Below are 13,423 nucleotides of genomic sequence, written 5' to 3'. Positions count from 1 at the left end.
GGCTCCGCGGTTGTCGACGCCCTGGCCGCAGCTCTCTGCTATCTGCCACTGCTTCGTCGCAAATAGGCGTCAGGGATCAGTAGCGATCAGGGGTTGGGCATCAGGAAGGCGCCTGAGCCCTGACGCCTGCTGATCCCTGATCCCTGACCCCTCTCTTAGGGGCACGCGGCGCAGAGCAGCCGATAGTGGCGATACGTTCGCACGGCCACGACGAGCCAGGCCAGCACAATCAGGACGTTGATCCACGCGAAGCCGCTCACGCTGAGGGTGAACCAGCTCGTGCCCGCGTAAACGATTGCCGCCGAGAACAAATCGCCCGTTCGCACGAAGAACGTGTCTGCTGCCTGTTTTGCCTTGTATTTCTCGTTCCGGTCCGTGGGCAGCCAAAAGAGCTGTCTGCCGGTATTCATCAGGGAGTAGTCGGTGGCGTTCTCCGCCGTCTTCACCCAGCGGAGCACGGCCAGTCCCGCACCGAGGCCGATGAGGCCATAGGCACCGAACGCGATGAACGGCAGGATCAGCAACACACCGGCCATCCCCAGGTGCTTGACGATGCGCGACACGGCGAATGCCTGGATGACCATCGCCAGGAGGTTGACCCAAAAGAAGAAGTCGCCATAGAAACCGCCGATGAACGACGCCGCGTCGGCCGCTTGACCGGCGTTGACGGCTTCGGTCGCGGCCTCTACGACGGTCCGCCCGAGCACGTACTCGCCGGTGGTGTTCACAACGTTCAACAGGACTAGCAGCAACACCACGAACTTCAAATAGGTGCTCCGAAAGACGAGTTGGAAGCCACCGGCACCGGAGAGCGGCGTCTTGCCGGACTCGGCCGCACCATCTTCGCGTCTCGCGGTCGCGGCCTCTCGCTCTTCGCGTCGATTGATCCACCAATAGAGCAGCAAATGAATCACGAGAAGCGCCGCGGCAATCTGGAGCATTGCCGGCATGGAGATGCCCGCCTCGAACAGCTCACTCGCCACCTTTGCGCCGACCGGACTACCCGCCGTAGCGCCTATTCCGATGAGTGGAAAAAGCCGCTCACCTGCCCCGAGCCGATAGATGTCGTTGGCGAACGACCAGAACTGGGCGACGGTCGCCAGACTGAATATGCCGAGCCAGATAAAGAAGATGAAGCCGATGAACGGCACGGATGCCGAGATCCCCACATAGAACAGCTCGAGGGTCACGAGGAAGAACCCGACGAAGCCCACGATGAGTGGAAGACGCGCGACGCGCGACGAGAACCAGCCGTAGAGCGGGACGAAGACCATCAGCGACAGCGCCTGTCCGGCTGACGCATAGGCTTTCAGCTCCGCGCCGCCAGTCGTGAGGATGAGCGGCTCGCGTACGGTCTTGAGAATGTAGTACCCGGTCATCAACAAGAAGAGATTGGCGAGCATGAGCAGCGCCGTCAGCCCTTCACCCTCGTGCACATCGCTGAAGGGGCGCAGGACGCGCTCGAACAGACCGGATGCCCTTGGCTGCGGCGCCGCCGCCACCGCAGTCGAAACAGTTGTCATCGAGTCACCTCCGTGGACGCCTCGGCACGACGTCCCTACCACTGCCATATGACTATGACGCCTCGCCTGCCATCGATGTCCCGCGGGCCTCGGGCGTCTCGTGCAGCTGCCGGCTCCGATACTCTCGACCAAGCCGCGCCGTGACGATGAGCCAGCCGACGACCGAGAGTAAGAGCACGAGCGCGTACTGTCGTACCGTGAATGCAAGCAGGCTGCCGGCAAAGACCAGGCCCGCCTGGACCAGGTCGCCGGCGCGCCAAAAGACCGTGTCGATTGCCTGCTTGGCTTTGTATTTGGCATCCCGTCCAACCGAGAGGAACAGCGAGTGGCGTGCCGTGTTTTGAATCGAGTAATCTGACGAGTTCTCGAGCAACTTCGTTGCACCGAGCACGGCGAGCAGCGGCGCTCCCGCCAACAGGACGTAGCCACCGAGCGCGATGCACGGGGTCACGAGCAGGGCGCCTCGAATGCCGATCCACCGAAAGATCCTGGACACGAGGAAGATTTGGAACAGCAAGCCCAATAGGCTTGCCACCGTGAAGTATCGGCTGTAGAAATCACCAATGAAGGCCTGACGGCCGAACGCATCACCGGCGAGCAGCGCGCGACGATCCGCTTCCGCCACCACGAGTTTGCCGAGGAGGAACTCGCCACCGGTGTTCACCACGTTCAAGAGAAGGACGAACAGGGCGATCAACACGAGGTACCGGTCCGAGAACACGAGCCGGAAGCCACCCCGGTCCCTGAACGGCTGGTCGGCGATGTCGGGCTGATTGCTGCATGTTGCGCACATGTAACGATTGACCACCCAGGTGCTCATCACCGCCGCCGCCAAAAGACCGGCCGCAAGCAACATGACGCCGTGCGGTCCCAACGCCGCGAGCGCATGGCCGGAGAGGGCGGCTCCAACGAGCGACCCGAGCGCGCTGCCAACCCCGAGGATCGGGAAGAGACGCTTACCTTCCTCCTCGGTGTACACGTCGCTCGCAAAGGCCCAGAATTGGGCGACGATCACGACGCTGAAGACGCCAAGCCAAAGGAAGAACGGCACATCGATCGCCACGCCGACTTGGCCCAGCCCCGCAAAGATCAACAGGTGCGTCATGAAGAAGCATGTGACAATCATGACGAGCCGGGTTCGCAGGAACCGCTTCGCCAGCATGTCGTACGCCGGCACGACGCACAGCAAGAGCGCGGCTTGAGCGGCGGTCGCATAGGTCTTGGCTTCTGCCCCGTTCTGGCTGAGGATGAGCGCCTCCCGGACGACCTTGAGCAAGTAGTAGCTCGAAAGCAGGAGAAACAGGTTCGTGCCGAGCAGGAGCGCGCTCAGTCCCTCGCCGGGGTACACGGGCCTCGTCACAATCGACAGCGCGCGGTCCAACCACCGCGTTCGGTAGACCCATATCCACCCGTTCCACCGGGCGTCTGGAGCTGGAGGTTCAAGATTCAAGGTTCAACAACTCAACGTTATTAACGCTATTATGGGAAAAGTCATGGTTCGAGATCAGGAGGGCTCGTGGAGCGTCTGAGGGCGAATTTGACTGTCTTGATGGCGCACGTTCGCCGGCAGCTCGACCTTCTGCTGGGACCTACCGTCGCATCCATCACGCCGCCAGAGGCCAAGGAGCTCTTGGATACAGGCGCTCCGATCACTTTCGCCGACGTGAGAACCCTCAGTGCCTGGGAGGAAGCGCAGACGAGGCTCCCAGGGGCGATCCGGCTCCCGTTACACGAGCTCGAGGCGCACGCAAAGAAGATACAGCGTGACACGCTCGTCGTGACCTACTGCACCTGACTGCGCGAGGGATCCAGCGCCCGTGCGGCGTACATGCTTCTCGAACATGGCTTCCCCAATGTCCGCTACCTACGTGGCGGGTTCGATGCCTGGCAACAGCACGGATACCCGTTGGAGCCCAACGCACATCCGGAACGCAGGTGACGTTTCGACATTTCCTCGTACGTAGCGAGGGGTCCGCCGAAGCGCGAAGCGCGAAGGCGGAAAGGCCCGTCGCTACGTTATTTCCTATGTCGTTTCCTGTATAGTGCAAGGCAATCGTTGGCGAGGAACCCGCCCTTGATCATGCCACACGCGCGACCCGCTCTTTTCGCAGTCCTCCTGCTCCTAACCTCATCAGCCGCGCCGACCGCCCAGCGCGTGTCCGCCCTGGGGCCAAAGCCTCGTCTCGTCGTGGTGGTCGGCGTCGACCAGTTCCGCACGGACTACATCGACAAGTTCGAGGGTCAATGGACCAAGGGCCTCCGCCGACTCCTCGACGAGGGCGCATGGTTCTCCGAAGCCGCGTATCCGTACGCGCGGACGGTGACCTGTGCTGGTCACGCGACCATCGCCACGGGCACGCTCCCGTGGAAGCATGGCGTCATCAACAATGCCTGGTGGGACCGCGAGGCCGGCCAACAGTTGTCCTGCACCGCTGACCCGTCAGCGCCTGCCGTCGCATACGGCGCCGGGGCCGCAACGTCGGGCGAGAGCGCCCGACGCTTGCTCGTACCCACCCTCGCCGACGAGCTCCGGGCGCAAAGCAGCCCCCCTGTGAAGGTCGTGACGCTGTCGATGAAGGCCCGCTCGGCAATCATGCTCGCCGGTCAGCGAGCAGACCTCGCCGCTTGGCACGAGGGCGCTGATGGCTGGATGAGCTCCTCTGCCCACGGTGTGCGCGGGCGCGTCCCCTTCCTCGAGCGCTACCTGACCGAGCATCCGGTCGACCGCGAGCTCACCCAGATCTGGGATCGCGCGCTTCCCAGCTCCTCGTATCTCTACGAGGACGAGGGCGCCGGCGAAGCACCGCCGCACGGCGGTTCGACGACGTTCCCGCATCCGTTGAAGGCCGACACGCAGGAGGCGTCCTACGGACGCTGGGAGAGCAGTCCGCTCGCCGATGCGTATCTTGGACGTATGGCTGCCGCTGCGGTGGAGTCCTTCGGCCTCGGCAAGGGTCCGGGCACCGACTTCCTCGGCGTCGGCTTCTCGGGGCTCGATCGGGTGGGACACGCGTTTGGACCACGAAGCCACGAAGTTCAGGACACGCTGGTCCGGCTGGATGCAACGCTTGCAGAGCTGTTCGACGCGCTCGACCAGCTGGTGGGCCGCGAACACTACGTCGTCGCCCTCACCTCCGATCACGGTGTGGCGCCGGTTCCGGAGCAGATGACGGCGCTCGGTCTCGACGCCGGCCGACTGCAGATGAAGGAGGTCGTGAAGCAAGCCGAGGCGGCGCTGGCGAAGGTGCTCGGACCAGGAGCGTGGATCGAGCACTTCATGTCAGGCGAGCTCTATCTCACGGCCGAGGCCCGCGAGCGGCTCGACAAAACGCCGCAAGCCTGGGAGGAAGTTACGGCGGCGATTCAACAGGTGCCGGGGGTGGGGCGGGTCTTCCACACGGACGGCGTGCTCCACGGCAATTACGTTGACGATCCGGTGGCCCGGCTGGTGCGACGGAGCCTGTACGCCGGTCGCAATGGCGAGCTCAATCTCGTCCCCAAGCCCTATTGGATCATCGCCGGCACAGGCGCGACGCACGGCAGCGCCAATGACTACGACCGGCGTGTCCCGGTGCTGCTCATGGGCGCGGCCATAGCGCCCGGTCGCTATTTCGCCGCGGCTTCTCCAGCCGATGTCGCGCCCACATTGGCAGTGCTCGCCGGCGTCACGTTGGCCGATCCCGACGGCCGCGTGCTCCTGGAGGCGCTGCAGCCGCCCGGTCGGACGCCGGACAGGGGTAATCGCGTGACGTCGACTCCCTCCTCGGCAGCGTCCCCAGTGCCGCAGCGCCAGCCTTGATCCGCTGATAATAGGAGAGCCAGCGCCGTGTTACGGCGTCGCGGCCTTTGGCACGACGCGACGCAGAGGTTGCCATGCATCATCGTTCTTGGATCTCGTCATCCGTGCTCGTGGCGTTGGCCCTGGTGCTGACCTCACACGCGCAGGAGCCGCGCCAGCCCGCCGCTCGCCGGCTGCTCCAGTCGGTGGCGCCACCCCCTATCGATCGTGGCCTCGAGCAGATGATCGTGACACGCGCGCGCAACAGCCGAAGCCGAGCACGTGTGCAAACGCCGAGTCGCCTTCCCTATGAGCCAGGCCGCGTCATCGTGAGGTTCAGGAGCGGCACGGGCAGCGCCTCGCGCGCCCAAGCCATGCGCGTCGCGGGCGCCGCGAGCGCATCGCAGCCCCCGTATGCGAACTTCCAAGTGCTGAGCGTGCCGACAGCCGCCGACCCGGAGGCAGTCGCTTCCCAGCTGCGGCGTAATACGAACGTCGAATATGCGCAGGCCGCGTACAAAGTCGAGCCGTACTTCACGCCGAACGACCCGTTGTTCGACCGGCAGTGGAACCTCGCCGCGGCGCTCGGCATGGAACAGGCGTGGGACATCAACCGCGGATCCAGCGACGAGATCATCGTCGCCGTGCTCGACACGGGCGTCGCATACAAGGACGCCATTTTCGAGTTCGTCGGCCAACCGTTCATCGACGAGAACGGCGTCTCCTTTCCGGCGCTGGGGCCCGTTGTCGTGCCGTTCAGCGCGGCGCCGGACCTCGACGGTCCCAATCGGTTCGTCGCACCGCGCGATTTCATCTGGAACGACGAAGATCCGGTCGACCTCGAGGGACATGGGACGCACGTGGCTGGCACGATCGGGCAGCTCACCGACAATGACGTCGGCGTCGCCGGCGTCGCGTTCAATGTGCGCATCATGCCGGTCAAGGTCATCTCCGGAGCCTGGGACACGGTCTTCGATGCGCCAAACATTGGGACCGACGCGCAGATCGCGGCGGGCATTCGCTATGCGGTCGAGAACGGCGCACGCGTCCTGAACATGAGCATCGGCCGCAACGGTCCGCCGGCGCCCGTCGTCGAAGACGCGCTCCGCGACGCCGTCTCCAGCGGCGCCTTTGTCGCGATCGCCGCTGGCAACGAGTTCGAAGAGGGGAATCCGGATGCCCCGTTCGCGGAAATCGCGTCGCGCATCGACGGGGTAATGGCCGTGTCGGCAGTGGACCGCAACCTCAATCGGGCGGCGTATTCCGCGATCAAGCCGTATGTCGAGATTGCGGCGCCCGGTGGTGATTTCGACGAAGGCGGCGTGCGGGGCATGATCTTGCAGCAAACCTACGACCCCGTGCGTGCCCTGGTGTTCCCGTTCCCGCCCTCTGAGTACGGAGCGCCGCGGTTCGATATGTTCGTCTACCTGTACAGCGAAGGCACGTCGATGGCAACGGCGCACGTCTCAGGATTGGCAGCTCTCCTCATGCAGCAGGGCATCACGAGTCCCGCCGCGATCGAAGCGGCCATCACGAGGTTTGCCACGGACAGAGGGAACGATGGTCGTGACGACGAGTACGGCCACGGGCTCATCAATCCCCGCGCGACGCTGCGCGGCCTCGGGATCCTGCAATGAGGGAGCGCACGGTGAGCGAGCGCATGACCACGATGACGTCGATCACGTGTGGGCTGTTGATCGCAGGCATGACCTTCACAGACGTCCGCGATGCCGCGGCGCAGACCCCGGATACACGCAAGAGAACCGAGATCGTCTTACCGGAGATACGCGAGCGAGTCGTTCCATTCGAGGCTCTTTCCGCGGAAACACAACGTCAGCAAACAGCCCGTCCGCGGCCTGCGGGAAGGAGGGCGGTGCGCGTACGTGCTTCGGGTCACGTCAGTTGGCTCGCGCTTGCTGCGTCGCAAACGTTCGACGCGACGGTAGGAAGCGCGAACGCCGTCGAATACGGGGCAAGCGGTGGCGTTCTCCTGCCGCGCGGCTTCTTCGTCGAGGTCGACGTCTCGCACATGGAAAAAGATGGTGAGCGTGTCTTTGTCGACGATGGGGCCGTCTTCGGTCTCGGCATTCCCTTGACGGTGTCGATGACGCCAATCGACCTCACAGCCGGCTATCGTCTTGCTGGAGGCGAGTCGCCACCGCAACCGCGCTCCGCGGGCTCCTCGAGTCAGGAGCAGGCAGGTCGGCGCTCCGCCCGCCGCCGCTTGCCGTTCGTGCCGTACGTCGGCGGCGGTGTCGGCTGGCTGGCGTACAAGGAGACCTCCGACTTTGCCGCCGGTGACGAAGATGTCGACGAGCGGTTTACGAGCTACCACCTGCTTGGCGGGGTGGAGGTTCCGATCTGGCGCGTGCTCGGCGTGGCGGCAGAGGCCCGCTATCGGTGGGTACCGGACGCGCTAGGAGAATCGGAGAGCTCGGTATCTGAGGTGTTCGGTGAGACCAACCTCGGCGGGTTTCTCTTTCGGGTGAAACTGAGCGCGACATTTTAGGGCCTGTCAGGGAATAAGTGTGCCGTTCTGGGTGTCGAGGCGCCCGTCTGGCAAGGCGCGAGGAGTGCGCATACCGGGAGTATGTAAGCGACGAGCAACGCTGCCAGACGGGATGCATCGGCAGCCGGAATGGTGCACTTATTCCCTGACAGGCCCTTAGGTAGGGCCGCCTCGCCGAGGCGGCCGTTTCGTTCCTCGACGTTTTCGGACAACGACGTGGGCCATTCCCAGCAGCTTCGGCCTAAACCGAAGGCTCGCCCCGAGCAGAGTCGAGGGGCGGCTCCCGTTGCCTCAGCGAGGTTCCGCGCACGTGTGCTGCGAGTAGTGACGAGCATCCCAGCTGGCCGTGTGAGCACGTACGGCGACGTGGCGGGGGCTGCCGGCAGGCCCAGAGCCGCGCGGGCGGTCGGCAACATCATGGCAGGATGCTCGGATCCGCGCGTCCCTTGCCATCGTGTGGTCGCCTCCGGCGGGCAGCTCGGCGGTTACGGCGGGAGCATCTCTTTGAAGCGAGAGCTGCTACGCGCTGAAGGGGTTCGAGTCATCGGCAGCCGCATTCGCCAGTTCGATGATATTCGCTGGGACGCATAAGTAAAAAGGCCTCCTCCGCAGAATCTGTGGGTCGGTGACCAATGATTCTGAGGGGTTCACGTGTTCTTCGTGCTTCTGAAGGGAGATGACGATGAGGCGTGTGGGAGCTGTGCGAAACCGCCTGCGGTTTTGCAAAGACCTGTGGGCGCGTTCTCGGCGTCCACAGGTCTGGCAGCTTCCACGCGCGCGGCGCCGCGAATGATGCATCCCGCGTCGCCTCGGAGAGAATGGTGGTTCCTACACTCACCAGGACCTCGGAGACGAACGGCGGGATGCAGATCAAGACTATCCTGAATCGGATTCAGAAACAGCGAGGGTTCGTGTACGGCGCGATCCAGCTTGAGGAGCAGATCGGCGGGCTCGCGTTGACGATTGAGATCGCGCCGCATCGCCGCAACCGGCCACAGTGCAGCGGCTGCGGGCAGCGTAGCGGCGGCGTCTACGACCGCCTTGCGCCGCGCCGCTTCGAGTTCATCCCGCTCTGGGGCCTGCGCGTGTTCTTCCTCTACATGATGCGGCGCATCGACTGCGCCCGCTGTGGGGTCACCGTCGAGCAGGTGCCGTGGGCCGACGGCAAGCACCAGCTCACGACGACGTACCAGTGGTTTCTGGCGACGTGGGCGAAGCGCCTCAGTTGGCAGGAGGTCGCGCGCGTCTTCCGCACCAGCTGGGACCAAGTGTTTCGATCGGTCGCCATGGCCGTCGCCTGGGGGCGTGATCACGTGGATCTCACCGGAATTCGGGCGATCGGGATCGATGAGGTCCACTGGCAGCACGGCGGCAACTTCCTGACCCTCGTCTATCAGATCGATCCGACGCAGAAGCGGCTGCTGTGGATCGGGCAGCACCGACGCGCCAAGACACTGCTGCAGTTCTTCCGCTGGTTCGGGAAGGAGCGCACGGCGGCGCTCACCTTTATCTGCAGTGACATGTGGAAGGCGTACCTCAAGGTCGTCGCCAAGAAGGCCGGTCACGCGCTCCACATCCTCGACCGCTTCCACATCGCCAAGCACATGAGCGACGCGATCGACCAGGTCCGTCGCGCGGAAGTCCGCTCGCTCCGACAGCGCGGGCGACAACCGCTCCTCACAAAAGCGCGCTGGCTGCTCCTGAAACGCCGAGAGAACCAGACGCGCGATCAGCGCGCCCGCTTGCGCGAGCTCGTGCAGCACAACCTGCGCGCCGTCCGTGCCATGCTGCTGCGCGAATGGTTTGACGACTTCTGGCACTACCGATCGCTCGACTGGGCGGGGGCGTTCCTCGATGAGTGGTGCGTGCAGGTGATGCGCTCGCGGATCGAGCCGATGAAGAAGGTCGCCCGGATGCTCCGTCGGCATCGACCGCTGCTCCTCAACTGGTTTCGGGCGCGCGGGGAGATTTCGGCGGCCATCGTCGAGGGCTTCAACAACAAAGCGAAACTGACTAGCAGAAAGGCGTACGGCTTTCGTTCGTATCGGTGCTTGGAAATCGCCCTGTACCATACGTTGGGTCAGCTCCCGGAGCCCGAAGCGACCCACAGATTCTGCTGAAGACCCGTAAAAAGGAACCGGGTACCTTTTCGGGCGCGAAAAGGTACCCGGTTCCTTTTGAACCAGCCGGCCGGCGGGCTCGTATCCAGCAAAGAACGCGGCAACCCCTCGGGCAGAGGTCCTCGTCTAAGATGTCGGATCGAGATCGCGGAGATGACGCCAGTCTCGTGTCGCGCTGCGTCGCAGGCGACATCTCCGCGTTCGAGGAGCTGTATCACCAGCATTCGGGGCGCCTCTATTCACTAACGCTGCGGATGCTCGGCAATGCGGCGGACGCGGAAGACCTGCTCCAGGAGGTCTTCCTCACGGCGTATCGCAAGCTTGCCAGCTTCAAAGGCGCCTCGTCGCTCGGCACCTGGTTGTATCGGCTCGCCGTCAACGCCTGTCTCGACCACCTGCGGAGTCGGAGCGCGCGCAACGACCTGCGGACCGACTCGCTCGATCGCGCTGAAGCGCCGCGGATCGGTGCCAGAGATCCGGCCATGGTGCCAACTCGATTCGATCTAGAGCGAGCGATTCGCCAGTTGCCGCCCGCCTCGCGAAGCTGTTTCGTTCTGCACGACGTCGAGGGGTTCGAGCACCATGAGATTGCATCAATGCTCGGCATCGCGGTTGGCACGTCGAAGTCGCAGGTACACAAAGCGCGAATGAAGATTCGCGCGAAGCTGGTCGGCGCCTCGGCGCCAACGACTGATCGCGCCGGCCGCGCTAGCCAACCAGGTGAGACGCCATGATGGGGCATGAGCTGAGCTGCAGCGCGGTGGATGACCTGCTGGTCGATCTGGTGGACGACGCGCTCGACCGCGCGTTGGCCGCGCAGGTGGAGCAGCACGTCGCGAGCTGTCCACGCTGCCGATCGCTTGTCGGAGATCTCCGAGAGATCCGACAGGCGGCGTCGACCCTTCCACCGGTCCCGCCGCCACCTCACGTCTGGCCGCGCCTTCGAGCTGCCCTCGAGGCAGAGCGCGCGGACCCTTTCCATTCGACTCGCCCGACGGCCCGCCTTCGGCGAGCCGTCGGGCTCGCTCATGGCAGGCCGACAAGTGAGTCGAAGGGCCGACTGCTCCCCGCGTGGGGCCGGATGGCCGCGGCAGCCGCCCTGCTCGTTGTCGCCATCAGCGCCGGCCTTTGGTCGCTCTGGGTGTCGAGGGAACAGGCGGAGCCACTTCGTGCGACCCGGACGGAAGCGGGAGATAGGCGCGCGCAAGATCTCGTCGCGACAGTCGAATCGGAGATCGCGCTAGCCGCCGAGCATTACGAGAAAGCAATCGCCGGGCTGGAAGAGGCGGCGCGCGCGAGCGGTACCGAGCTGGATCCGGACGTGATGGCCACGCTCAAGACGAACCTGGCGCTCGTCGATCAAGCGATCGACGATAGCCGGCGAGCCGTCCGCGACCAGCCGGACAACCTCGTTGCCCAGGCCAGCCTGCTCGACGCGTTCCGACGCAAGGTCACGCTCCTCCAGGACACCGTGGCGCTGATGCGGGAGGTGCGCCTCGATCGGTCGGCGATGCCGGCAGGCCTCAACGAAGGATAGCGTGCATATGATCATTGGTGCGCTCGTTCGCTGGCTCATTCTGGCGCTCGCCATCCCCGCTGCAGGGCTCCTGGCTGCGCCGCCGCTCAGCGCGGATCCGGCGCCACGCCCACAGGAGCAACGGGCGGACAGCGACGATCGCATCGTCCGGACGCTCCGCGTGAACGATGGTGACGTGCTCGAGCTCCACAACATCGCCGGCGACATCACGATTACCGGAACCGAGGGAAACAAGCTGCACATCGACGCTCGCAAGAACGGCCGGCGCGGCGCGGCTATCGACGTGGAGATTGTGCAGCGCGCCGCCCGGGTCGAGGTGAGAACACGCGCGCGGCGAGGCAATGGCTCACGCGGGGAGGTCGACTACACGTTGCGCGTGCCAGCGAGCATGGTGCTCGACGTGCACACCGTCTCCGGGGACGTCGAGGCGACAAACGTGCACGGCCGCGCGACCTTGCGCGCCGTGTCGGGCGACATCGTGGCGTCTGGGCTCACCCAGCTCGATGCAGCGGAAACACTCTCAGGCGATGTGCGCATCTCCTCCACGACGGCGACCGGCAACGCGAATATCAAGACGACCAGCGGCAGCGTCACGCTCGGCGACATCAAGGCTGGCGGGCTGAAGGTCACCTCGGTCAGTGGCGACGTGCGCCTGGGTGAGGTCTCCACCACGCGGCTGGAGGTCACGTCGCTCTCTGGCGACGTCGAGTTCTCGGGCCCGCTCAGCCCAACCGGGCGTTACACGATCAACTCCCACTCGGGCGACGTCCGCTTCCAACCGAGCGACCAGACCGGCTTCGAGCTGACCGCCGGATCGTTCAGCGGCTCGGTTCGCTCGGATCTGCCGGTCACCATGCAGAACCTTGCCGGCGGACGCGGCCGCCGCAACGTCCAGGGTGTCGTCGGCGACGGTGCGGCGTCGGTGGACCTCACGACGTTCAGCGGCGATATCACCATCCTGAAATAGCTACCCCGGCTGTTGAGAGAGAACACGGCGTTTTTCCTTTATAATGACCCGTGAGGTGCGGCCAGGGTGCCAGAGTATGGGGACGCCGCGCTATAAGTCAACGCATCACTGAACGCAGGAGGCAACTAATGAAGCGGACGATTCTCGTCGGACTGCTGAGTGGGGCTGTCGCCCTCGGTGGGGCTCCCTTCGTGGCAGAGTTGGTTGCCACGCCACTGCAAGAGCCCGCGCCGCCAGCAGAGCCCGCGCCGACAGAGCCCGCGCAGCCAGAACCGACGCAGCCACCGCTGCCGGAGTCCGCGCCGCCAGAGCAGCCGGCTGAGCCCGCCATGCCACAGGAACCAGCCACGCCAGGCGCACCCGAAACCGAGCCACAGATGCAACCGGACACGGAGGCCGCAGACGTCTCTGCTCTACCATCCGGCGAGGTAGAGCTCGGAAGCGTCCGAATCCCGCAATCGGTCCAAGCCAACGGCGAACCGCTGCCTGCTGGGAGCTACGAAGTGCGGCTCACCCCAGACACGGCGAGCGCCACCGAGGGTAAGGGTGCCACGCCCGAGTACGAGCGATGGGTGGAGTTCTTGAAGGGCGGCCAGCCGGTCGGTCGTGAAATGGCCAGCGTCATCCCCGACAGCGAGATCGACAAGGTGGCGCAAAGCGGACAGCCGCGAGCGAATGGCTCGAAAGTCGAGCTGCTCAAGGGCGGTGATTTTGTCCGTGTGTGGATCCGCAGGGGAGACGCCCACGTCTTGGTGCACCTCGTCGCGGAAGCGCCAGGCACGTAGGAGGGCGGCAAGAAACGGGGTAAAGGAGAAGCCCCGTCAGCGGGACTGAAACCACGAAGGACACGAAGATCACGAAGTTTACCCGGGATATCTTCGTGCTCTTCGTGTCCTTCGTGGTTAGTTCTTCATGTCCTTCGTGGTTACGATCCCCTGTAGGTTCCCTCTACCCCTCCACTCCTTTCACCTCCACATCGCCATCACGTC

General features: G+C 64.6%; 13 protein-coding genes. 11 read left to right on the top strand and 2 right to left on the bottom strand.

Annotation, left to right across the window (positions count from 1 at the left end; translation table 11 throughout):
* Positions 1 to 155: 155 nt before the first annotated feature.
* Both GEV06_26010 and GEV06_26005 read right to left on the bottom strand, forming a co-directional pair.
* A complete protein-coding gene (locus GEV06_26010; protein MPZ21324.1) occupies positions 156 to 1,523 on the bottom strand; it encodes a translocase in 1,368 nt (455 codons plus the stop codon).
* A gap of 52 nt (positions 1,524 to 1,575) precedes the next feature.
* A complete protein-coding gene (locus GEV06_26005; protein MPZ21323.1) occupies positions 1,576 to 2,883 on the bottom strand; it encodes a translocase in 1,308 nt (435 codons plus the stop codon).
* A gap of 156 nt (positions 2,884 to 3,039) precedes the next feature.
* On the opposite strand from GEV06_26005, the gene GEV06_26000 reads away from it, so the two are divergent.
* From GEV06_26000 to GEV06_25950, 11 genes are all read left to right on the top strand, one after another.
* Positions 3,040 to 3,318: a hypothetical protein gene (locus GEV06_26000; GenBank protein ID MPZ21322.1), complete on the top strand. Its 279-nt coding sequence runs from the start codon at positions 3,040 to 3,042 to the stop codon at positions 3,316 to 3,318.
* Positions 3,319 to 3,351: 33 nt separating this feature from the next.
* Positions 3,352 to 3,462 carry a hypothetical protein gene (locus GEV06_25995; protein ID MPZ21321.1) on the top strand — a complete coding sequence of 37 codons (111 nt, stop codon included), beginning with the start codon at positions 3,352 to 3,354 and terminating at the stop codon, positions 3,460 to 3,462.
* Positions 3,463 to 3,603: 141 nt separating this feature from the next.
* Positions 3,604 to 5,322 carry a hypothetical protein gene (locus GEV06_25990; GenBank protein MPZ21320.1) on the top strand — a complete coding sequence of 573 codons (1,719 nt, stop codon included), beginning with the start codon at positions 3,604 to 3,606 and terminating at the stop codon, positions 5,320 to 5,322.
* Between the two features lie 74 nt (positions 5,323 to 5,396).
* Entirely contained in the window at positions 5,397 to 6,938 is a 1,542-nt protein-coding gene (locus GEV06_25985; protein MPZ21319.1) for a S8 family serine peptidase, read from the top strand.
* Positions 6,939 to 6,949: 11 nt separating this feature from the next.
* Positions 6,950 to 7,810, top strand: a complete 861-nt coding sequence (locus GEV06_25980; protein ID MPZ21318.1) for a hypothetical protein — start codon at positions 6,950 to 6,952, stop codon at positions 7,808 to 7,810.
* Between the two features lie 129 nt (positions 7,811 to 7,939).
* On the top strand, positions 7,940 to 8,401 hold the full coding sequence (locus tag GEV06_25975) for a methylated-DNA--[protein]-cysteine S-methyltransferase (protein ID MPZ21317.1): 462 nt from the start codon (positions 7,940 to 7,942) through the stop codon (positions 8,399 to 8,401).
* A 272-nt stretch (positions 8,402 to 8,673) separates the two neighbouring features.
* Positions 8,674 to 9,930 (top strand): ISL3 family transposase, encoded by a 1,257-nt coding sequence (locus GEV06_25970; GenBank protein ID MPZ21316.1) that lies wholly within the window; start codon positions 8,674 to 8,676, stop codon positions 9,928 to 9,930.
* A gap of 131 nt (positions 9,931 to 10,061) precedes the next feature.
* Positions 10,062 to 10,664, top strand: coding sequence for a sigma-70 family RNA polymerase sigma factor (locus tag GEV06_25965; GenBank protein MPZ21315.1), 603 nt, complete (start codon positions 10,062 to 10,064; stop codon positions 10,662 to 10,664).
* Positions 10,661 to 11,467, top strand: a complete 807-nt coding sequence (locus GEV06_25960) for a hypothetical protein (GenBank protein MPZ21314.1) — start codon at positions 10,661 to 10,663, stop codon at positions 11,465 to 11,467. Before GEV06_25965 ends, GEV06_25960 begins: the two co-directional genes overlap by 4 nt.
* A gap of 7 nt (positions 11,468 to 11,474) precedes the next feature.
* Positions 11,475 to 12,434 (top strand): DUF4097 family beta strand repeat protein, encoded by a 960-nt coding sequence (locus GEV06_25955; GenBank protein MPZ21313.1) that lies wholly within the window; start codon positions 11,475 to 11,477, stop codon positions 12,432 to 12,434.
* A gap of 128 nt (positions 12,435 to 12,562) precedes the next feature.
* A complete protein-coding gene (locus GEV06_25950) occupies positions 12,563 to 13,219 on the top strand; it encodes a hypothetical protein (GenBank protein ID MPZ21312.1) in 657 nt (218 codons plus the stop codon).
* The last annotated feature ends 204 nt before the right edge of the window (positions 13,220 to 13,423 follow it).

The organism is Luteitalea sp. (assembly GCA_009377605.1).
Lineage (GTDB): Bacteria > Acidobacteriota > Vicinamibacteria > Vicinamibacterales > Vicinamibacteraceae > WHTT01.
The sequence above is the reverse complement of the archived record's forward strand: the minus strand, read 5'-3'. Positions and strand labels throughout refer to the sequence as shown.

Bases quoted from the DNA above. Each gene is read 5' to 3' on its own strand.
- GEV06_25960 (MPZ21314.1), top strand. From the start codon at position 10,661: ATGATGGGGCATGAGCTGAGCTGCAGCGCGGTGGATGACCTGCTGGTC.
- GEV06_25965 (MPZ21315.1), top strand. From the start codon at position 10,062: ATGTCGGATCGAGATCGCGGAGATGACGCCAGTCTCGTGTCGCGCTGC.
- GEV06_25970 (MPZ21316.1), top strand. From the start codon at position 8,674: ATGCAGATCAAGACTATCCTGAATCGGATTCAGAAACAGCGAGGGTTC.
- GEV06_25990 (MPZ21320.1), top strand. From the start codon at position 3,604: ATGCCACACGCGCGACCCGCTCTTTTCGCAGTCCTCCTGCTCCTAACC.
- GEV06_25995 (MPZ21321.1), top strand. From the start codon at position 3,352: ATGCTTCTCGAACATGGCTTCCCCAATGTCCGCTACCTACGTGGCGGG.
- GEV06_25985 (MPZ21319.1), top strand. From the start codon at position 5,397: ATGCATCATCGTTCTTGGATCTCGTCATCCGTGCTCGTGGCGTTGGCC.
- GEV06_25975 (MPZ21317.1), top strand. From the start codon at position 7,940: ATGGTGCACTTATTCCCTGACAGGCCCTTAGGTAGGGCCGCCTCGCCG.
- GEV06_25950 (MPZ21312.1), top strand. From the start codon at position 12,563: ATGAAGCGGACGATTCTCGTCGGACTGCTGAGTGGGGCTGTCGCCCTC.
- GEV06_26010 (MPZ21324.1), bottom strand. From the start codon at position 1,523: ATGACAACTGTTTCGACTGCGGTGGCGGCGGCGCCGCAGCCAAGGGCA.
- GEV06_25955 (MPZ21313.1), top strand. From the start codon at position 11,475: ATGATCATTGGTGCGCTCGTTCGCTGGCTCATTCTGGCGCTCGCCATC.